This is a genomic window from Phyllobacterium sp. P30BS-XVII (genome assembly GCF_014138335.1).
Taxonomy (GTDB): Bacteria; Pseudomonadota; Alphaproteobacteria; order Rhizobiales; family Rhizobiaceae; genus Phyllobacterium; species Phyllobacterium meliloti.
The window spans coordinates 783614-804749 of the sequence record NZ_JACGXO010000001.1 but is presented as its reverse complement, the minus strand read 5'-3'; the positions used below and the strand labels follow the sequence as shown (position 1 = coordinate 804749).

Here is a 21136-nt window from a genome sequence, read left to right as displayed (position 1 = left end):
CAACCCGGGCGGTATCATCCCCGGCCGGGTTTTTCTCTTACTGCTCGCCCTTGCGTACCAGACGGCCTTCCTCGGCCTTGTGGAAGTATTGCGAGCATACCAGCCAGCCCTTGAGCGGCCTGAGCAGGATAAGGCTTCCAAACAGGGTCAGCGGCAGCGTCGTGAACACATGTACCCAGATTGAAACTTCGTAGGTTGTCTGCAACCACAACGCGAACAACATGGCCGGAACCGCGACGATCGTCATGGCGAAGAACGCCGGGCCATCCGCCGGATCGGCAAAGGAATAATCGAGCCCGCAAACCTCGCAGAACGGCGCAAGCTTGAGAAAGCCATGGAACAGCCGCCCTTGCTGGCATTGCGGACAGCGCCCGAGGATGCCGGTTTTCATCGGATTGTCTGTTGCGTGGTAGTGGCCTGTCTGTGACATGGCTATTGCCTCTCCAAGATGGGTTTATTGTATGGATAATTTATGATATTAGCATACAATAAACATACTATCTGATGGAAATATAGATATTGTATGTATTAATGCAAGCATGACCGTTTGTCACATGGCATATTTGTCCTTGTTCCAGCAAGAAAGTCTGGGTAATTGTATGGTATATAACCATACAAAGAGCCTGACATGAGCGTTTGGAAGCCCCGTATTGCCACCAGTTCCCGCTACAAGCACCAAGGCATTGTCGATGCGCTGGTCGCTGACATCAATTCAGGCGTCCTGAAACCGGGTGATGCCCTCCCACCCCAGCGCGAGATTGCAAGACAGCTCGGAATAGACCTGACCACCGTCACACGGGCGATGACAGAAGCGCATCGCCTTGACCTCATCGAAGCGAAAGTCGGTTCTGGCACCACCATCAAAGGCTCGTTGACGCAACCGGCACTTGGGATGGCCTCCCTGCTGACCGATCTGGACCTGACCATGATCATCCCCCCGCAGCCGCCGGAAGCCGACCTCCACAATCACTTGATCGAGGGGGTAAGCCACGTCCTCAACGGCGCATCGAGCCACTTCCTCAGCTATCAGGAAAGCACAGGCACAGAGGCCGCACGCGCCGCCGGGACAAAATGGCTGGCACCGCGTTTCGGCGAAGCGCCCTCGGCGGATCGGCTCCTCGTGGCCGGTGGTGCCCAGAGCGCACTCTTTGCCATTTGTAGCCTTATTGCTGCCCGTGGCTCGATTTGCGCCGGGACACTGACTTATCCGGGGCTGAAATCCGTCTGTTCAGCGCTTGATATTCCCATTCATGCGCTTGCCATGGACCGGAACGGTATCGTTCCCGACGCGTTTGAAAGCTGCTGCAAAACATCAAGACCAAAAGCCATCTATCTTTGCCCATCCATCGACAACCCGACAACAGTGACAATGCCTGCTTCGCGCCGGCAGATCATCGTCAGTATCGCTCAACGCCATGATGTCATGATTATCGAGGATGATCCCTATGCGGAACTTCTCGACACATCCCTGCCCGCCATTGCTTCAATTGCGCCCGATATCACCTGGCACATCGCTACCCTATCCAAATGTGCAACGCCTGCGCTGCGTGTTGCCTATGTGGTTTGCCCCTCATCGCTGGATGTATTGAAGCTCGCGTCGAGCCTTCGCGCCAGCAACCCGACCGCATCCCCGTTATTGATGGCGGTTGCCACGGCCTGGATCAATGACGGCAGTCTCTATGGAATTGCCCATGCTATCCGCGAGGAAAGTCAGGCCAGACAGATCATCGCCAGAAAAGTGCTGAAGAATTGGCATTTTTCCGCTCATCCGGCAGGTCATCATCTATGGCTTGATGTGCCTGTTCAGTGGAGTGCTGCGGAATTTTCCGCACTTGCCCGCCGTTCCGGCATTGGCATTGTCCCGGCATCGGCTTTCAGCATAGCCCCTGCAACCCCCGAAGCTGTCAGGCTGTCACTTGGCGCTGCGCCGGATAGAGGCAGGCTGGAACAGGCCCTCGTTCTGCTTGACCGGTTGCTGCACGAACCGCGCTTTGCCACGGGAATTATTGTCTAGAGGAAACTGCCCTGTGCCGTGATCGGATGAAACACCGGCTTTTCCGAAGCCTGTGCGGTAATCCGATGTTCCAGATCAAGCAGAAAACGTTTGCGCGGCTGCCCGCCGCCATAGCCGGTTAACGATCCGTCTGCACCGATAATCCGGTGGCAAGGAACAACAATGGCGATGCGGTTCTGGCCGTTTGCGCCGCCAACTGCGCGGCTCGAGTTCGGTTTACCCAACGCTCGGGCCATCCCGCCATAGGTGCGCGTTTCACCATAGGGAATGTCGATAAGCATGGACCAGATGGTGCGCTGGAATGGCGTGGCTGGCAGAAATAGCGGCGTTTCAAATCGCGTCAGCTCACCGGCAAAATAGGCCGTTATCTCTTCATCAATCTGGTCGAGATAGCGATGCTCACCCGGCACAATGGAATAGCCATAGCGCTGCTCAAGTTCTGTCAATTCCGTTGGCAGGGCTGGCCGATCCGAGAATTCAAGCAGCGAGAGCCCTTCATCACCAGCCATGGCAATCATGGGACCTATCGGTGTCTGGATATGTCTGTAGCGCAAGGTCTTTGTCATGGTCTTCTCCCGACTCATGCGCGCGATTCTATCTCTCTGGAATCAGTCCGCCACCCGATTCTTGTCAGGCCTCGTTTCCGGCAATGCTCACCCTTGCTCCCGCCCGGTTGAGTGACTGAAGAACATCATCGGGCGGCGGTGAATCAGTCACCAGCTCGTCAAATCCTGTAAAATCGCAAACCTGAACAAGTCCCTGCCGCCCGAACTTTGAAGCATCCGATACCACCACGGAACGCTCGCCGCGCGATAGAACCATGCGCGCGAACTCCGCTTCCTCAAGATTGTAATCCATCAACCCATGTGTCGCATCAATGGCGCCGATGGAAATAATCGAATGGGCGACATTGAACCGGCTGATAAAATCGATGGCCAAGGCACCGAATGCTGCACCATTGTCACTGCGCAACTCACCTCCGGCCATGAACACCTTGTTGCCGTTCACCGTCGCCAGAGTACGGGCAATATCGGATGAATTGGTGACAACGGTCAGATTGCGATACTGCAACAATTCCCGAGCAAGAAAGCTGGTGGTCGTGCCCGTATCCAGCATGATCGAGTCGCCATTGCCGATTGTGCCTGCGACATACCGGGCGATTGCCCGCTTGGCACCGGCATTCTCGCGCATACGCCGTTCGAAAGGCGCTTCGCCGAGATGCTGCGGCAAACCAACGGCACCATGAGTGCGCACGATAACCCCTTCATCGGTCAAAGGTTTTACATCGCGCCGTATCGTCTCAAGCGAAACGCCGAGCCTGTTCGCCAGATCCGCGATTGAGATTGTGCCCTCATCCTGCAGCACTTTCGTAATCTCGCCACGTCGTTTGGAACCCATCGTACACCTCATCAATCGTGCACATCTGCGCACATGCAAACATCAATACCACAAAAAATTTATAAAACAGTCATAAAAACCACAAAAACTCACAAATGTGGATTGACAACTCAGGCCATGCGGATGAGATTTGCCGCATAGGGCACCCAAGGCGGGTGCTCATTTTCTGGATTGCCCGATGACGCAGACCCAGACCAGTGAAGCCCGAATTGCTGCCTTGCCCCTCTGGCATGGCAATATCAGCGTGACGCTGCTCAAGGGCGGGATCAGCAATGAGAGCTATGTGGTCGAGGATGAAAACCGCAAATATGTGGTGCGGTTTGGCAAGGATTATCCCTTTCACCACGTCTTTCGCGTCCGCGAGGCCATGACCGCAAAGGCCGCGCATAGCGCCGGATTTGCACCTGAACTGTTTTATGCCGATGACGGCATAATGGTATCGGCATTTCTGGGCGCTAAAACCTACGGCGCACAGGACGTGCGCAACAATATCGCCGGTGTCGCCACCCTGATCCGGCAATTTCACACGGCAATGCCCGATCACATCACCGGTCCCGGCTTCATGTTCTGGGTGTTTCACGTCATCCGGGACTATGCCCGCACGCTCAAGGCGGGCAAAAGCCGCATGCGTGACCAACTGGACAATTATCTCACCATTGCGGGCGAGATGGAGGCTGTGCAAAAGCCACTGCCGATCATTTTCGGCCATAACGATCTTCTGCCCGCCAATATTCTCGATGATGGCGAACGCCTGTGGCTGATCGACTTTGAATATGCCGGTTTTTCCACCGCGATGTTTGATCTTGCCGGTATCGCGTCCAATTCCGGTTTGAACGATGAAGAATCGGAAGTCTTGCTGGCAGCCTATTTCGGGACCTCACCCGATCACGCGCTGAAGCGCGCCCACGCGGCGATGCAGTGCGCTTCGCTGTTGCGCGAAGCCATGTGGGGCATGGTGTCAGAGCTTTATCTCAATGCCCCCGGCGTCGATTATGTCGCCTACACCCATGAAAATCTGGAGCGTCTGCAACAGGCGCTTGACCGGTTTCGAACCACATATGGAAGCAAATCATGACCCTGCCCAGTCACGCCCAGATCGTCGTTATCGGCGGTGGCATCATCGGCTGTTCGACGGCCTATCATCTTGCAAAAGATCACAAGGCGGATGTCGTTCTGCTTGAGCAGGGACAATTGACATCGGGCTCCACCTGGCACGCAGCGGGCCTTGTTGGTCAGCTGCGTTCCTCCGCATCCATCACCCGCGTCCTGAAATATTCCGTTGATCTCTACAAGCGTCTTGATGAGGAAACCGGTCTGGCAACGGGCTGGAAAATGACCGGTTGCCTGCGTCTTGCCACCAATCAGGATCGCTGGACAGAATTCCGGCGTCTGGCGACCACTGCTGGCAGCTTCGGCATGGATATGCACCTTCTTTCGCCGCAGGAGGTCAAGGCCATGTGGCCTTTGATGCGGGTTGATGATCTGGTTGGCGCAAGCTGGCTTCCGACCGACGGACAGGCAAGCCCATCGGATATCACGCAGTCGCTGGCACGCGGTGCCCGTATGAACGGTGCGAAACTCATTGAAAATATCCGCGTCACCGGGTTCGAAATGGATGGCGAGCGTATCATCAAGGTCAAGACTGATCAGGGTGACATCGCCTGCGAAAAAGTAGTCAACTGCGCGGGCCAGTGGGCACGCCAAGTCGGTGCAATGGCTGGCATCAACGTGCCGCTGCAACCTGTGAAACACCAATATATCATTACCGAAAAGATTGACGGACTGTCCTCAGACGCACCGACCATCCGCGATCCTGACAGACGCACCTATTTCAAGGAAGAAGTTGGCGGTCTGGTCATGGGTGGCTACGAACCCAATCCGCAGGGATGGGTGACGGGCGATGTACCTGATGATTGGCAGTTCCGCCTGTTTGACGATGATTTTGACCATTTTGAACAGCATATGATGCAGGCGATGGAGCGCGTTCCCGCGCTTGAAACTGTCGGCGTCAAGCAGATGATCAATGGTCCCGAGAGTTTTACACCGGATGGGAATTTCATTCTCGGTCGTGCGCCTGAGTGCTCCAATATGTTTGTCGGCGCGGGCTTCAACGCCTTTGGCATTGCATCCGGTGGCGGTGCGGGCTGGGTGCTAGCCCAATGGGTCATCGATGGCGAAGCACCGCTCGATCTGTGGACTGTCGATATCAGGCGCTTTTCCAATCTGCATCGCGACCGTGACTGGGTGCTTGACCGCACATTGGAAGCCTATGGCAAACACTACACGATTGGCTTTCCGCACGAGGAATATACCTCCGGACGGCCAGCCATCGTCTCACCGCTCTATGATCGCCTGAAGAAACACGGCGCGGTCTTCGGCTCAAAACTCGGCTGGGAACGCCCGAACTGGTTTGCACCTGAGGGTACGGAACCCGTCGATATTTATTCCATGGGCCGGCAGAACTGGTTCGATCAGGTTGGCAAAGAACATGCACTGGTGCGGGAAAAGGCCGGCATTTTCGACCAGTCCTCCTTTACCAAATATGAATTGACGGGCAAGGATGCACAAAAGGCTCTCGATTACATCTGCGCCAATGATGTTGCAAAGCCTGTCGGGCGGCTAACCTATACGCAGCTTCTCAATACCCGCGGCGGTATTGAATGCGATCTCACAGTGGCGCGACTTGCCGAAGACAAATTCTATATCGTCACCGGCACCGGCTTCCGCACCCATGACTTTGCCTGGATCAAGGAACATATCGGCGAAGGGCTGGATGCACGCCTCGGCGATATCACCGAGCATTTCGGCACGCTTTCGCTCATGGGCCCAAAGGCACGCGAAATTCTGGTGCGCGTCACGGATACCGATGTCAGCAACAGCGCCTTTCCTTTCGGCCATGTCAGAGAGATCAAGATTGCTGGAGCGACCGTTCGCGCCCTGCGCGTGACCTATGTCGGCGAGCTTGGCTGGGAACTGCATATTCCGATTGCCGCCACAGGTACCGTCTTCGATGCCTTGATGCAGGCAGGTGAGGAATTTGGCCTCGCGCCCGTCGGATATCGTGCGCTGGAATCGCTGCGACTGGAAAAAGGTTATCGCGCCTGGGGCTCTGATATCACGCCCAATGACTCGCCCTTTGAAGCCGGGCTCGGCTGGGCGGTTAAATTGCGCAAGGAAACAGAATTTCTCGGACGCAAGGCCAGCCAGACTATTCAGGCTGCATCTCTCAAGAAACGCCTTGTGGGTTTCACCGTTGCCAATGAGGATGTGGTGCTTCTTGGGCGTGAGACGATTCTGCGCAACGGCGAGACAGTGGGCTACCTTACCAGTGGTGGTTTCGGTTACACAATCGGCAAGCCCATTGGCTTCGGTTATGTCCGCCATACGGATGGTGTGAGCGACAGCTTTTTGACTGAAGGAACCTATGAGCTGATCGTCGCCAATGAGCGCTTCCCCGCCAAGATTCACGTTGAGCCGCTCTACGATCCGCAAAACGCAAAAGTGAAGGCGTGAGGCGGCAAACGCCTGTCTGATTGAGTCTGTCAAAACGCCAGCAATTCGGCACCCTGCGGCATAATTTCCCGGGGGTTGACTTTCCCCGTGGAGGGGACCAAATGGCAGCACGCGACCGGGAAATTTCGGCCGCGTATCACCAAACCGGAGTCTATCTCTTATGCCCAACGACGACAGTCATAGTCGATTGTTTGCGCCGTCATCGGCGATCGTGGCCTGATTCTTAAGAGATCAGCTCGCCCCGATCAGCCGTGACGGCGGATCGACAGAAAGGCGAGCTAAAATGAACGACCTTCGCTTGAATCAGGATGCAGTCAATGCCGAATTGGCACAGGCATCCAATGTTGCAGAACAGCTTGCCGCCATGCAGGCCGCTGATGCTGTTGAACTACTCAACGAACTCGATGTCGAGGATGCTGTCGGCATTCTCGCTGAAATGCCGAGAGATCACGCGGTTTTGATCCTTGATCAGCCGGAACTGCATTCATCGGCCGAGATTATTGCCGAGCTTCCAGCACCCATTGCACGCGAACTGCTTGACGCCATGTCAGCCGACCGCGTTACTGATATCTTTCAGCAGTTCGATGATGAAACCCGTATCCGCCTTGCTTCCAGCCTCGGGCAGGAAACCAAGGCTGCGCTGCGCAAACTCCTGCATTACCCACCCCATACGGCAGGCAGCTTGATGACCACCGAGTTCGTCAGCGTGCCCGGCGACTGGAACGTGGCGGCAACACTGCAGCATATTCGCGAAGTGGAGCGGTCCCGCGAGACGATCTATGCGATCTATGTGACCGACGCAAAGACCAAAGGTCTGTTGCGGGCTGTCGCCTTGCGCCGCCTGATCACCAGCGAGCCTGACGATTCCATCATGAGTGTTGGCCGCGACGTTGCCCCGGTAACGGTCGGCCCGCTAACCGATCAGGAGGATGTTGCCCGGCTCTTCCGCAAGCACGATCTGCTCGCCGTTCCCGTGGTCAATGACGACAATCACATCATCGGTATCGTTACTGTCGATGATGTGATCGACGCCATGACGCAGGAAATGACCGAAGACACGCTGAAGTTCGGTGGTATGGAGGCCTTGAACAAGCCCTATATGCAGATCGGCTTCGTACAGATGCTGCGCAAGCGGGCCGGTTGGCTCGGCGTGCTGTTTCTCAGCGAGATGCTGACCGCCAGCGCCATGCAATATTTCGAGGGTGAACTGGAGAAGGCCGTTGTCCTGACGCTCTTCATTCCGCTGATCATGAGTTCCGGCGGCAATTCCGGCTCGCAGGCTACATCCCTACTGATACGCGCACTGGCACTGCAGGAACTGCGCCTGAAGGATTGGTGGAAGGTCGCCTTGCGCGAACTGCCAACAGGCATGGTGCTCGGCTCATTCCTCGGCGTCATCGGTATCATCCGCATCACCACATGGCAGATGGTTGGTCTTTATGATTACGGCCCGCACTGGATGCTGATTGCCGCCACTGTCGGTGCTGCCCTGATCGGCATTGTAACCTTTGGTTCGCTTGTCGGCTCGATGCTGCCCTTTATCCTGCAGAAGATCGGCTTCGATCCTGCCAGTGCATCGGCACCTTTTGTGGCGACGCTGGTCGATGTGACAGGGCTGGTGATCTATTTCTCGATTGCCCTCGTCTTCCTGTCGGGCACTCTTCTCTGACGAAAAGCGCGGCATCTCCCCGGATTTGCCGCGCTTGATATCGTCCGAGAGCCATCACACCTGCATAGCTGTAATGCAGGCAAGGGTCAGCCAAAAGCGTATCCCCCCTTTCGCATTTGCGAAAAAACATGTAAGGAGCGCGCAAATGCAAAGCGGCGCCAGCATGTGAGCGTCCACAATCCTCCAAAAGAGAAACTCATGAAACTGCGCAACATCGCGATCATCGCACACGTTGACCATGGCAAAACCACGCTTGTCGACGAACTTCTGAAACAGTCCGGCAGCTTCCGTGACAACCAGCGCGTTGCCGAACGCATGATGGATTCGAACGACATCGAAAAGGAACGCGGGATCACGATTCTCGCCAAGGCCACTTCCGTCGTCTGGAAGGATGCACGCATCAACATCGTCGATACGCCAGGCCACGCCGATTTCGGCGGTGAAGTCGAGCGTATCCTGAGCATGGTGGACGGCGCGATCGTTCTCGTCGACGCTGCCGAAGGCCCAATGCCGCAGACCAAATTCGTTGTCGGCAAGGCTCTTAAGGTTGGCTTGCGCCCGATCGTTGCGATCAACAAGATCGACCGTCCTGATGCGCGCCATGAAGAAGTCGTCAACGAAGTGTTCGACCTCTTTGCCGCTCTCGACGCAACCGATGAACAGCTCGATTTCCCGATCCTTTACGGTTCAGGCCGCAATGGCTGGATGGCGCGCAACCCGGAAGGTCCGCAGGATCAGGGTCTTTCCGCCCTGTTCGACATGGTTCTCGACCATGTGCCTGCCCCGACCGTCGGCGAAGGCCCGTTCAAGATGATCGGCACGATCCTTGAAGCCGATCCGTTCCTCGGCCGTATCATCACCGGCCGCATCCATTCCGGCACCGTCAAGTCGAACCAGCAGGTCAAGGTTCTGCACGGCGACGGCACGCAGCTTGAAACCGGCCGTATCTCAAAAATTCTCGCTTTCCGCGGTATTGAGCGCCAGCCAATTGAAGAAGCCCATGCGGGCGACATCATTGCCATCGCCGGTCTGCAGAAGGGCACTGTTGCCGATACATTCTGTGCCACTGAAGTTTCCGAGCCTCTGCATGCGCAGCCAATCGATCCGCCAACAGTCACCATGTCGTTCATCGTCAATGATTCGCCATTGGCCGGAACGGAAGGCGACAAGGTTACCAGCCGCGTTATTCGCGACCGCCTCTTCAAGGAAGCCGAAGGCAATGTCGCGCTAAAGGTTGAAGAATCGGGCGACAAGGATTCGTTCTTCGTATCGGGTCGCGGCGAATTGCAGCTTGCCGTTCTCATCGAGAACATGCGCCGTGAAGGTTTCGAGCTTGGCGTTTCGCGTCCCCGCGTTGTCATGACGAAGGACGAAAACGGCGACATGCTCGAGCCGATCGAAGAAGTCCTGATCGACGTTGACGAGGAATATTCAGGCACCGTTGTGCAGAAGATGTCCGAGCGCAAGGCTGAAATGGTTGAGCTTCGCCCATCCGGCGGCAATCGCGTCCGCATGGTTTTCTACGCACCGACGCGCGGCCTCATCGGCTATCAGTCGGAGCTTCTGACCGATACGCGCGGTACCGCCATCATGAACCGCCTGTTCCGCGCTTACGAGCCTTTCAAGGGCGAAATCGCAGGCCGCAACAATGGCGTTCTGATTTCCAACGATCAGGGCGAGTCTGTTGCCTTCGCCATGTGGAACCTTGAAGATCGCGGCCCGATGGTTATCGAAGCTGGCGTCAAGGTCTATGCCGGCATGATCATCGGCATCCATTCCCGTGACAACGATCTGGAAGTCAACGTACTCAAGGGCAAGAAGCTGACCAACATCCGCGCTGCCGGCAAGGATGAAGCCGTCAAGCTGACGCCGCCGATCCGTATGACGCTGGAACGCGCCCTGTCGTGGATTCAGGACGACGAACTGGTTGAAGTCACGCCGAAGTCCATTCGCCTGCGCAAGCTCTATCTCGACTCTAACGAGCGCAAGCGTTTTGAAAAGAGCAGCAAGACTGCCGGCGCTGCATAAGCAACGACACCCATTAAATGATCAGAAAAGCGGCGATTTTCGCCGCTTTTCTTTTTGGTGCAATACACAAAAAATCGTTCTGAATGGCAGTTGCGAAATCCTGATGCGCGGGTCTATGGTTAAGAAACCATGAACACCCATGTGACCGAGATCAGACGAGCTGAACTGGCCGATGCGGGCGAAATCTCCGCTGTGCATCTGGCTGCCTGGCAAGGTGCCTATCGGGGCATTATTCCACACCGTTCGCTCAACACCATGTTGCACCGTCGCGGCGCAGATTGGTGGGCGAGAGCCATTCGCCGTTCCACACAAATTCTCGTCGCCGATATTGGCGGAGTGATTGCTGGCTATGCCACGCTGGGCCCAAACAGGGCGCGCCAGTTGCCGCAAAAAGGTGAAGTCTACGAGCTTTACATCCGCCCTGAATATCAGGGATTGGGCCTCGGGACGCGCCTGCTGGGTGCTTCGCGCCGCAGCCTTGTCGATCAAGGCCTCAAGGGCATGGTCGTCTGGGCGCTTGAGGACAATGACCTTGCAATCAATTTCTATCAGAATGCGGGCGGCAAGGATGTAGCCGAAGGTGTCGAGTGTTTCGAAGGCAAGACCTTGAAGAAAATCGCCTTCGTCTGGAACTGATTACCTCTAATGCAGTCCATCACACAACGATGCGGCTGGTCCTTGTACCAGTCTGAGGAGCGCTATCTGACGCTCCTTCCGCGCATTTTTGACTTTTATGTACTTATTTCCACAGAATAGGCCTATCACTTCCCCTTTGGGACAGGGTGCGGCGACGCAATTCTTGCGTCACGCCATAAAAATCTTTACAGCACTCCCAAACCAACAAGGACTCTGAAAATATGCGCATTGATGCCATTTCGGTCGGCAATAATCCCCCTGAAGATGTCAACGTAATCATCGAGGTTCCAGTCGGCGGTCAACCGATCAAGTACGAACTCGACAAGGATTCCGGCGCATTGTTTGTCGACCGGTTCCTGCACACCCCGATGACCTATCCGGGCAATTACGGTTTTGTTCCGCACACCCTGTCGGATGACGGTGATCCGATTGACGTGCTGATCTGCAACACCCGCGCCCTGATGCCAACCAGCGTTATCAACGTGCGCCCCATTGGCGTTCTCGTCATGGAAGACAATAAGGGACAGGATGAGAAGATCATCGCCGTGCCTTCACCGCACCTGACCCTGCGTTATGAGAAGGTCCACAACTACACGGATCTGCCTGAAATCACACTGAAGCAGATCCAGCACTTCTTCGAACACTACAAGGATCTGGAACCCGGCAAATGGGTGAAGATTGGTGACTGGGGTGATGAAGATGCGGCCCGCAAACTGATCACTGAAGCCATTGAGCGTCACAACGCCAAGAAGGCCTGATTATATCAGGGCGATCCCAGTGTTTCGAGCTGTAAGGCCAGCGCTTCCGGATCGCCCGATATCTTTACCTGTTTCAGCCGTGACGTGGCGCCAGCGCCAATAGAAACATCACGCGCCGCTATTCCAAGCGATTTCGCCAGCAGCTTTTCCAGCGCCGCATTGGCTTTTCCATCTTCCGGCACCGCCCGCACACGGGCTTTCAGATGGGCGCGCCCGTCACCCGTTTCTTCAACACCGTCAATTCCGTCGCGGGCTGACTTTGGCGTCAGCCTGACAAAGAGCGTGATACCGTCACGCTCCTTGCGAAAGAAAGCCGTGCTCAACGCTGCGGTTAAACCAGAAGCGGCGCGATTGTGGTCCACAGAAACTGACGAAGGAAAAAGATAATCAGCAGCAGGATGATCGGGGATATGTCGATACCACCCAGATCGGGCAGGAAGCGCCGGATAGGGCGCAAGGCAGGCTCCGTCACCCGGTAGAGAAATTCGCCAATTGAAGCGACAAACCGGTTGCTCGAATTGATCACGTTGAATGCGTAGAGCCATGAGAAGATCGCACTGGCAATCAGAATCCAAGTGTAGATATCGAGGGCCAGATCAATCGTGCGGATAAGAGCGAGCATAGGTTTCTCCTGATAATCACGCGACATGTAGCGATTGGCGTGCTCTCGGGCAAGAGGCAGCTGCTTTTGCGAGAATCAAAGCGGGCGCCATTCTGGCAATGGCCAAACCAAGTATCCGTTGCCCGGAACGTATTTCATCAAGAGAACAACAGCATCTCCGGAGGTACAATTGAACGTTATTGTTGAATTTTGAAAACAGGAATAACTTATAGTTGTGAGTCGGGCAGTTCCGGCAAGCACTTTATCTAGGGGGTTTCCATGCTCAATAAACTGTCAGCCGAATTCTTCGGTACATTCTGGCTCGTCCTTGGCGGTTGCGGCAGTGCCGTACTTGCCGCTGCGTTTCCAGGCGTTGGTATCGGTTTGCTTGGTGTTTCCTTTGCGTTTGGTCTTACGGTTCTAACCATGGCTTATGCGGTCGGCGGCATCTCCGGCGGCCACTTCAATCCCGCTGTCTCGCTTGGCCTTGCCGTAGCGGGACGCTTCGACTTCAAGGATCTTATTCCTTACTGGATCGCACAGGTTATCGGCGCTATCGCCGCTGCTGCGGTGCTCTATCTGATAGCCTCGGGCAAGGCAGACTTTGCCGGTGTCAAAGGTTTTGCTTCCAATGGTTACGGTGAACTTTCTCCAGGTGGGTTTGGACTGACCGCCGCCCTGATTGCTGAAGTTGTCTTCACAGCCTTCTTCATCATCATCATCCTTGGAGCAACGTCATCATCCGTTCCGGCGGGCTTTGCGCCAATTGCGATTGGTCTGGGACTGACCCTGATCCATCTGGTGTCAATTCCGGTGACGAATACCTCTGTCAATCCAGCCCGGTCTACCGGCGTTGCATTGTTTGCCGAAACGGCAGCACTCAGCCAGCTCTGGCTCTTCTGGGTTGCTCCACTTGTTGGTGCCGTAGTCGGCGCGATCATCTGGAAGGCGCTTCTCGGTAAAGACTGAGCATCCAATCCATTCACGAATAATTTGGGCCGGTTCTTCCGGCCCAATTTTTACGCTCTCACAACGATATAATATTTCATATTTATTTATCCCTTTTTGCTGAAAATTACTCTAGAAAAGGTCTCCAAATTCCGGAGCCTTTCATCGAATGACCCTCTCTGAAACGAATGCGGCCCATGATCGTTACGCCGCTTTTCGCCATTCGTCCTTCACCCGCTATTGGCTGTCCCGCTTCTTCGGGTCCTTTGCGATCCAGATTATCAGTGTGTCTGTGGGTTGGCAGATTTATGATCTGACGCGCGATCCCTTCGATCTTGGGCTGGTCGGACTTGTGCAGTTTGCTCCATCCCTGCTGCTCGTTCTCATCACTGGCGCGGCAGCTGATCGTTTTGGCCGCCGCTTCATCATGGGACTGGCCCTCGGTGTCGAAGTGATCTGCGCCGTCCTGTTGTTGCTGCTGACGCTTACCCATACATTCACGCCTCTCGCCGTCTTTGCCATTCTGGCCGGCTTTGGTGTGGGACGCGCCTTTCTTGGACCGGCTTCCGCTTCCCTCGTTGTCAATCTTGTACCGACAGAGGTGTTTTCCAACGCCGTATCGTGGAATTCCTCGGCCTGGCAGATCGCTACAATCGTTGGCCCTGTCGCGGGTGGCTTGCTCTATGGCCTGTCGCCCGCCATCGCCTATGGCATAGCTTCGCTCCTGCTGGCCGCTGCAACAATATGCATTTTCTCCATTCCCAAGCCGACCCAGCACACGCTGACAGAAAAGAAGTCATTCCAGACATTGATGGCCGGGTTTCATTACATCTGGAAAGAGAAAGTCGTGCTTGGTGCGATTTCACTCGACCTTTTCGCCGTGCTTCTGGGTGGTGCCGTGGCGCTTTTGCCCGTTTATGCCCGTGATATTCTTCAGTTGGGCCCATGGGGACTTGGCATGCTGCGGGCAGCACCCGGCATAGGCGCTATTCTGACCGCGCTCTGGCTGGCTGGCCATCCGATCCGCGATCATGCGGGCATGATCATGTTCCTGTTCGTCGCTCTCTTCGGCTTGCTGACGATCATGTTCGGCGTGTCCCATCTCGCATGGCTGTCCATCGCCTTGCTGGCGCTGATGGGCGCTGCTGACATGATCAGTGTCTATATCAGAGAAACGCTGCTCCAACTCTGGACGCCTGATCATGTCCGTGGCCGCGTCAATGCCGTCAATATGGTGTTTGTCGGCGCGTCGAACGAACTGGGCGAGTTCCGCGCCGGGATTATGGCATCCATGATAGGTACGATTCCTGCCGTGGTGTTCGGTGGCATTGGCACAATCGCTGTGGCAGGGCTGTGGGCCTACTGGTTCCCGCAATTGCGCAAGGCACGTAATCTGCAAGGCCGAACTTAAGCCAGAACAGGCGTCCCAAAAATCGTGCCAAGGAACCGCTGAAGCCACGCCTTGAGCATGGCATCGTAGACAAGACGGCCTTCCAGATGTTCACGTCCCTGCTGGGCATTGCTCATGGTGAAGCGCTCGGAACCACGTACCACCCAGCGCTGCATCATGGCGCGGGTGAGTTCCGCATGGAACTGCACGCCCCAGGCATTCTCACCATAGCGGAAGGCCTGATTGTGATAGGCCTTGGCGGTTGCCAGAAGCGTGGCACTGCGTGGCAGATCAAAACCCTCGCGATGAAAGTGATAGACCATTGATGGCCAATCCATCAGAGCCTTGCCGGCTTCGGTGGCCTCAAGTTCATACCAGCCGATTTCCACCAAACCCTCGGGATGTGGACCAACCGTGCCGCCAATATGATTGGCAAGCATCTGAGCGCCAAGGCAAATACCCAGAAAGGGTTTGTTTTCCGCAAGCGGTACGGACAGCCAGTCGGTTTCTCTTGTAACGAATTCATCCGGATCATTGGCGCTCATCGGGCCACCAAAAATGACGGCGCCCGCATGATTTTCCAGCGTTTCAGGCAAATCATCACCAAGCGGCGGACGGCGAATATCAAGATCAAAGCCGGATTGTAGCAGCAGCTGGCCGACACGGCCGGGACTGGAGCGTTCCTGATGCAGGACCGTGAGGATTTTCGGGCGTTTCACTTGCCTGTTCTCCGCCCAGTCCGTCTGGAACATTCTTTCGATCCTATTCCTCTTGCACCGGCTGTTTGGCGCGAAGGGCTGCCTTCTGCTTCATTGTCACGCGATCACGGGAAGAGACGCCAATCAGTTCCGCCACGCGCCAGACGACATTCTCTTCCAGCTCATGCGCGGACCCATCGGCGAAAACCACGTCCCACATCAGCTCAATGAAATGAATTCGTGCCTCTTCGTCAAGGTTGCGCTTGAGAACGCTGGTAAAGGTGTAGAGATCCACGGCCTCCTGATCAGCCTGCTCGCTATCTTCAAGCAGGCGCTTCAGCGCTTCGCCTTTCAGGCCATAGGCTTCGGAAATCAGCTGCGACAGACGCTTGCGTTCCACTTTGCGACGCTCGCCATCCGCATCCATGACGTGAAACATCAATGCTGCCGCGGCAAGACGCGGGTCATTTTTGGAAAAACGCCCTTTGCCGCTCTCGCCGGAGGGCAGAGCCTTGAAGAAGGTTACGAGGCGGTCCAGCATAAATACAGATCTTTCAGCGTTGTTACCAATGGCCCGAATCAACTGATAGCTTGGCTGACGGGGCCCCGCCATTGTGCATCTTGCCGCAAAGACCGCTATTGAAATTAATGTGTTAGAAGAGACGGAACTTCTTGTTTGGCCGCTCGTCCTCTTCGTCGGGCTGCACGCCGGGATCATCGGGTACCGGAATAACTAGCTTTTCCTCATCGCGCTCCGTTGCCACTGCGGCCTTTTCCGGCAGCGGCGGCAATACGGATGCAATCCGCTCGTGCGCCTGCGGTTCTTCCGGCTTGGTAACAGGCGATCCCTCTGGCGTCTTCACGGGCTCCGGCTTCAAAATCGGTTCAGCCGATACGATTTCTGCATCGGCAATATCCGCATCCGGCTCGATGACGCGTGAAACCGGCTTCTCAGGCACAATCACCGATTTTGTCGGGATCAAGGGTTCTGTCGCCTCCTGTTTGGGCGCTGTCCGAACAGGTCTGGCCGCCAGTGCGCTATCAAAATCCTCACGCGCATCGATCACCGTTCCCAATTGTTCGACGGGAACTTTCCACTCGAAAGCATTCAGCTTGCCCGTTACAGGCGAGGCAGGCGCCCAGCGCTCAGAAACATAGCCATCAGCAGTCCACGCTGGATCACGGGGAGCCTTGACAGCACGCGACAGCCATTGGCGCACGCGGCCCTGATCACCCGTCTGGGCCTCTTCTATGTCTGCCAGCAACAGATAGGCGCTCTCACGCGGCGCTGTCCGCAGAACGGCCTCGGCTGCCTCACGCGCCTCCTTCAGCTCTCCAGCTGCCAGAGCCGCATGGGCAATGGCAAGGCTTGATTCCGGATGATGCGGATAAAGCGTTGCCAGATGACGCGCGCGCTTGAGACGATCAAAGACAGAATCGCCAAGCCGTGCATGCACATAGGTTTCCGCCACTTCCGGTTGCGGCTCTTTCTTCCAGACCTGTTCCAGAATCTTTGATCCCTTGCGCAGGTCGCCCTGCTGGAACAACACCTTGGCCGCAACAATCGCTGCCGGCACCAGATCTGGCGCCAGTTTATTGGCCTCGATAGCGATCGGCTTCGAGGTAACTGGATCACTCTCGAATGTGTCGATAGCCTTGGCCGTCAGGAGAACGGCGCGTTCGCGCTTGGCCGTATCCTTGTCAATCTGCTTGCTCGATTTCTGCTTTTCCAGCAGTTCCAGAGCACCATCCCAATCACCATGTGCGGTCTTCTGGCCAAGCGCCGCTGTTGCTGCCCATTCCACATTTGGTGCCAGAAGCGCCGCCTCCTCCGCATATTGCTTCGATGCCTCGCGCGCACCAAGCCGCTGTGCTTCGAGATAAAGTCCGCGCAGACCCAGAAGTTTTGTTTCCGGATCATCCAGCATGGCCTGGAACTTCGCCCGCGCATCGTCGGTGCGGCCTTCCAGCATGGCAGCCTGTGCATCGAGAAGCTTGATCAGTGGTTCCTGATCAACATTCAGAAGCTTTTCCGCCTGTTTGATCATGCGCCGCGCCGTTTGCCCGTCCCCTGCACCCGCAGCAATCAGACCCGTCGACAGGGATTGATAGCCACGGTCGCGCTTGCGGGCACGGAAATGGCGCCGCAGGGCATAGGGAGAGGTGATAACACTTTTAATGATCCACCAGATGAGCATGACACCGGCCACCAGCGCCACAATGGCTGATGCAGCCACCATGAGGCTGACCTTATGCTGCATTCCGGCAAAGGTGATAACGAGATCGCCGGGGCGGTCGGCAAGCCACGCAAAACCAAAGCCCAATACCAGAACAACGAGAAGGAAAGACAGAACTCTGATCATGATCGTCTTTCCTTATTGTGCCGCAGCCGGTGTTTTCATACCGGTCAATGCATTGGAGAGCGCCTTGGACACGACATCCCCGGCCTTCTGACGCGCGCGCATGGTGTTGGCAAAATCCGTTGAGACAGCTTTGGCCGATTCTGGAAGCTTGTCCCATTCGGCAATGGCGGCATTCAGATCACCGGCATTAAGGTGCGCTTCAATACGGGCGGTAATGGCATCAACGCCTTCACCCTCGATGAGGCCCACCGGACGCGACTCTACCAGTCCTTCCGCACTCGACCACAGACGATCGAGAATACCCGCATTGGGGTCGACTGTTCGTGTTGTCGCGATAATTTTTGTGGCCACATCGCCAAATTGGCTCGCCAGCATGCTTACCGTAGGAACGCCAGCAGACGCCGCCGTCCTTAATCCTTCCACATCGGCGGAAGCAGGCGCAACGGCAAGATAGGTATCAAGCTCCGCTGCAAAAGGCCCTCCGCGGTCAATGGCGGATTTCAATCCGGTAGCAGCAATAGCCAGCGCCATGTTGTTCTGGCCGGAATTGTCCTGAATTTTGGTTTCCAGAGCGGCAAGGCGCGTCTGCAAGGCGGCAGAGGTCTGCGCTTCACCGGCAAGCGCGCCTGCGGCCTGCTCCACTTTCTGTTGACTGGCCATTAGCTGCGATTCCAGCGTCGCGATACGTGCATCAATAGCACTTGTATCAACTGTTGTGCCCGTGCCTGCCGCATTCGCCGTTTCAGCCACACTTTGCTTCAGAGCCTTCAACTCATCAGCCAGACCGGAGACCTGACCCAAAGCCTGTTTGGCATTCTCCACGGCACCATTCAGCGCAACCTGCGAGCCCTCATCAAGCGCGGCCTTGGCGGGAGCAGCGTTGCGCAATTCGGCGATCTGTTGCTCGACTGACGAAAGATCCGATTTGGGTGACGGCAATACGCCAGCCCATTGCAAAGCGGCTGCACCAAGCAAAGCAACCACACCGCCGATAAGGCCTGATGTCAGACGCCCGAGCGGATCGCCGGCCTTCGGTGGTACGGATGCGGGCGCGGCTGGTTTCGGTTGTTCGGCAGATGGCGACCTGCCAAACGACGACGTCTGCTGTGACGCAGTCTCAATTTTGGGCTTGTCTTCGCTGCTCACAGCAGCTGCTTTGACTGGCTCACTCTTTGATTCCCGCGCTTTCACACTGGTATCCGGGTCAAACCCGACAGGCTCCGGTTGCGGCACGCTTCCCCCAGCGGGGTTCTTCACAACATCCGATGGCTCCAGTTCAATCGTCACAGGCTTCCGGGCTGACTTGGAATGACGGGGAACGGATGATTTGGCCATGGATACTCTCTTCAGAACAATTGGGTTGACTGAAACACCAAGCTAGCAGGGAAGTTCCACTTCGCAAATGTCGCTAAGCGACGAATGCCATTCACTGGTCGTCCTGCACACGCGCCAGAAGGTCGAACAATGCATCTTCGTCGGGTCTGCCCGCAACCCTGACGTCAGGTTCTTTTAACCCTGAGATGCTCTCGGCAATGCGCTCTGACAGGCATAAAAATATTGTTTTATCAAATACATGCCCCAATCCTGCCGCCTCAATCGAAACGGACAGAACCGCAGAACCCATCCGCGAATAGAGCAGGCAGTAATCAATACTTCTTGAACCAAGCGATTTCATCCAAAAGTCAGTTGTATAACTGACTGAAATCGTATCGTAGATCGCCAAAGGCGCACAATGAAAACCCGCAAGCGTCACCGCCCGTTCAAATCCCGGAGACCGCACGCGGCCTGTCAGATAAAGCAGGGAACCCGCCGAGCGCAGTTCTTCAACAATCGTATCTGCCAGTGCTTCTCCGTCCCCATCCCCTGTTGTAACGGTCTCAAACCCGCGCGCTCGGGCGGCATCAGCAGTTGCGTCCCCAACGGTAAAACAGGGCAGTTGCAAAAGTGGAGCGAGCAATTCCCCACTGGCGTGACGCAACGCATTGGCACTCGTTGCAACAACGGCGTCAAACACGCCCTCAGGCGCTGCCGGATTCAGTGGTACAATTTCAGTCAGCGGCAGAATGATGGGCAAATAGCCTAAGGCACGCAGCCGGTCAGCGGTTCTGGTCGCAGCTGGCAAGGGCCGTGTGACCAGAACCGTCTTTTCCATCAGAGCCAATCCGTAAAGAAATGCGCCCCGGCCTTTGCCCGAACGCGCGCCGCTGCATCTTGTCCGATGGCAATGGCATCAGCCACATCACCTTCGCCTGTCACTTCATGGGCTTCTGTCCCATCCGGCAGCAAAATCATACCGTGAAATCTCAGACGCCCGCCGGAAACCGTCGCAAGTCCGGCAATTGGCGTGCGGCAGGAACCATCAAGCGCTCCAAGGAACGCACGTTCGCAGGCTAGCGCGGTTGATGTTTCAAAATGATTGAGCGGTGCAACCAGCGCATCGATCCGATCATCGCCAATGCGGGTTTCCAGCGCAATGGCCCCCTGACCCGGCGCAGGCGGAAACGTTGTGACATCCATCAGTGCGGTCACTCTATCGCCGAGATCAAGACGCCGTAGTCCCGCATAGGCGAGGAAGGTCGCGTCGACTTCGCCATCAGCGAGCTTGCGCAAACGCGTATCGACATTGCCACGAAAGTTTATGACTTTCAGATCCGGCCTCGCCCGCAAAATCAAAGCCTGACGCCGGAGCGATGCCGAACCAACGACAGCGCCCAAAGGCAATTCCATCAATGTCTTGACGTTGCGGCCAATGAAAGCGTCACGCGGATCTTCCCGTTCAAGGAAAACCGAAAGATGCAATCCTTCAGGCAGAACGGTTGCCATATCCTTGGAGGAATGCACGGCCAGGTCGATGCGGCCATCGGTCAGCTGTTCCTCGATCTCAAGAGTGAACAGTCCCTTGCCACCGACTTCCGATAGCGGGCGATCCTGAATCCTGTCGCCACTGGTCGAAATCACGACGATTTCAATGTCCTCTTCGCGCATACCGTGGGCTTTAACCAGCCGATCACGCGTCTGACGGGCTTGTACGAGCGCCAATGCACTCCCACGTGTACCGATCTTGAGCGTTTTTGTTTGCATTAGTCGCAGTCCGTGTTACGCGAGTTTGAATTATCGGGC

Annotated in this window: 20 protein-coding genes; 9 read left to right on the top strand and 11 right to left on the bottom strand. The window is 56.0% G+C overall.

Annotation, left to right across the window (positions count from 1 at the left end):
• Nucleotides 1–37: 37 nt before the first annotated feature.
• Nucleotides 38–430, bottom strand: coding sequence for a DUF983 domain-containing protein (locus tag FHW17_RS03975; RefSeq protein ID WP_182509249.1), 393 nt, complete (start codon nucleotides 428–430; stop codon nucleotides 38–40).
• A 198-nt stretch (nucleotides 431–628) separates the two neighbouring features.
• On the opposite strand from FHW17_RS03975, the gene FHW17_RS03970 reads away from it, so the two are divergent.
• Nucleotides 629–2014, top strand: a complete 1386-nt coding sequence (locus tag FHW17_RS03970) for a PLP-dependent aminotransferase family protein (RefSeq protein WP_112522884.1) — start codon at nucleotides 629–631, stop codon at nucleotides 2012–2014.
• Here the strand turns inward: FHW17_RS03970 and FHW17_RS03965 are convergent.
• Both FHW17_RS03965 and FHW17_RS03960 read right to left on the bottom strand, forming a co-directional pair.
• Nucleotides 2011–2580, bottom strand: a complete 570-nt coding sequence (locus FHW17_RS03965; RefSeq protein WP_113095404.1) for a methylated-DNA--[protein]-cysteine S-methyltransferase — start codon at nucleotides 2578–2580, stop codon at nucleotides 2011–2013. The two genes, FHW17_RS03970 and FHW17_RS03965, sit on opposite strands and share 4 nt — an antisense overlap.
• 64 nt (nucleotides 2581–2644) lie before the next feature.
• On the bottom strand, nucleotides 2645–3412 hold the full coding sequence (locus FHW17_RS03960) for a DeoR/GlpR family DNA-binding transcription regulator (protein WP_182509248.1): 768 nt from the start codon (nucleotides 3410–3412) through the stop codon (nucleotides 2645–2647).
• Nucleotides 3413–3590: 178 nt separating this feature from the next.
• Here FHW17_RS03960 and FHW17_RS03955 point away from each other — a divergent pair, with 178 nt between their 5' ends.
• The 6 genes from FHW17_RS03955 to ppa all read left to right on the top strand — a co-directional run bounded on the left by FHW17_RS03955 (nucleotide 3591) and on the right by ppa (nucleotide 12016).
• Nucleotides 3591–4487, top strand: coding sequence for a choline/ethanolamine kinase family protein (locus FHW17_RS03955; RefSeq protein ID WP_182509247.1), 897 nt, complete (start codon nucleotides 3591–3593; stop codon nucleotides 4485–4487).
• Nucleotides 4484–6925, top strand: coding sequence for an FAD-dependent oxidoreductase (locus FHW17_RS03950; protein WP_182509246.1), 2442 nt, complete (start codon nucleotides 4484–4486; stop codon nucleotides 6923–6925). Before FHW17_RS03955 ends, FHW17_RS03950 begins: the two co-directional genes overlap by 4 nt.
• Before the next feature lie 283 nt (nucleotides 6926–7208).
• Nucleotides 7209–8594, top strand: coding sequence for a magnesium transporter (gene mgtE, locus FHW17_RS03945; protein ID WP_113095401.1), 1386 nt, complete (start codon nucleotides 7209–7211; stop codon nucleotides 8592–8594).
• Between the two features lie 198 nt (nucleotides 8595–8792).
• Nucleotides 8793–10622 (top strand): translational GTPase TypA, encoded by a 1830-nt coding sequence (typA, locus tag FHW17_RS03940; protein ID WP_112522878.1) that lies wholly within the window; start codon nucleotides 8793–8795, stop codon nucleotides 10620–10622.
• A gap of 129 nt (nucleotides 10623–10751) precedes the next feature.
• Entirely contained in the window at nucleotides 10752–11258 is a 507-nt protein-coding gene (locus FHW17_RS03935; RefSeq protein WP_112522877.1) for a GNAT family N-acetyltransferase, read from the top strand.
• Nucleotides 11259–11479: 221 nt separating this feature from the next.
• On the top strand, nucleotides 11480–12016 hold the full coding sequence (gene ppa / locus FHW17_RS03930; RefSeq protein ID WP_091879537.1) for an inorganic diphosphatase: 537 nt from the start codon (nucleotides 11480–11482) through the stop codon (nucleotides 12014–12016).
• Between the two features lie 5 nt (nucleotides 12017–12021).
• Here the strand turns inward: ppa and FHW17_RS03925 are convergent, their stop codons facing one another.
• Nucleotides 12022–12339: a DUF167 family protein gene (locus FHW17_RS03925; RefSeq protein ID WP_182509245.1), complete on the bottom strand. Its 318-nt coding sequence runs from the start codon at nucleotides 12337–12339 to the stop codon at nucleotides 12022–12024.
• A gap of 8 nt (nucleotides 12340–12347) precedes the next feature.
• Complete coding sequence (locus tag FHW17_RS03920) at nucleotides 12348–12638, bottom strand: YggT family protein (protein ID WP_091879534.1); 291 nt, start codon at nucleotides 12636–12638, stop codon at nucleotides 12348–12350.
• 258 nt (nucleotides 12639–12896) lie between these two features.
• Between FHW17_RS03920 and aqpZ the strand changes: the two genes are divergently transcribed.
• Nucleotides 12897–13586: an aquaporin Z gene (gene aqpZ, locus FHW17_RS03915; RefSeq protein WP_112522875.1), complete on the top strand. Its 690-nt coding sequence runs from the start codon at nucleotides 12897–12899 to the stop codon at nucleotides 13584–13586.
• Between the two features lie 148 nt (nucleotides 13587–13734).
• Nucleotides 13735–14976 carry an MFS transporter gene (locus FHW17_RS03910; protein ID WP_112522874.1) on the top strand — a complete coding sequence of 414 codons (1242 nt, stop codon included), beginning with the start codon at nucleotides 13735–13737 and terminating at the stop codon, nucleotides 14974–14976.
• Here the strand turns inward: FHW17_RS03910 and FHW17_RS03905 are convergent.
• The 6 genes from FHW17_RS03905 to hemC form a co-directional block, all read right to left on the bottom strand.
• Nucleotides 14973–15707: a glutamine amidotransferase gene (locus FHW17_RS03905; RefSeq protein ID WP_112522873.1), complete on the bottom strand. Its 735-nt coding sequence runs from the start codon at nucleotides 15705–15707 to the stop codon at nucleotides 14973–14975. The genes FHW17_RS03910 and FHW17_RS03905 overlap by 4 nt on opposite strands.
• Before the next feature lie 10 nt (nucleotides 15708–15717).
• Entirely contained in the window at nucleotides 15718–16194 is a 477-nt protein-coding gene (locus FHW17_RS03900; protein ID WP_113095551.1) for a TerB family tellurite resistance protein, read from the bottom strand.
• A gap of 112 nt (nucleotides 16195–16306) precedes the next feature.
• Entirely contained in the window at nucleotides 16307–18016 is a 1710-nt protein-coding gene (locus FHW17_RS03895; protein WP_182509244.1) for a heme biosynthesis protein HemY, read from the bottom strand.
• A 12-nt stretch (nucleotides 18017–18028) separates the two neighbouring features.
• Nucleotides 18029–19351 (bottom strand): mitofilin family membrane protein, encoded by a 1323-nt coding sequence (locus FHW17_RS03890; protein WP_182509243.1) that lies wholly within the window; start codon nucleotides 19349–19351, stop codon nucleotides 18029–18031.
• Between the two features lie 91 nt (nucleotides 19352–19442).
• On the bottom strand, nucleotides 19443–20168 hold the full coding sequence (locus FHW17_RS03885; protein ID WP_112522870.1) for a uroporphyrinogen-III synthase: 726 nt from the start codon (nucleotides 20166–20168) through the stop codon (nucleotides 19443–19445).
• The gene (gene hemC / locus FHW17_RS03880) at nucleotides 20168–21097 is read right to left on the bottom strand and encodes a hydroxymethylbilane synthase (RefSeq protein WP_112522869.1); all 930 of its coding nucleotides are present in this window, start codon (nucleotides 21095–21097) and stop codon (nucleotides 20168–20170) included. The genes FHW17_RS03885 and hemC overlap by 1 nt, the downstream gene beginning before the upstream one ends.
• Nucleotides 21098–21136: the final 39 nt, after the last annotated feature.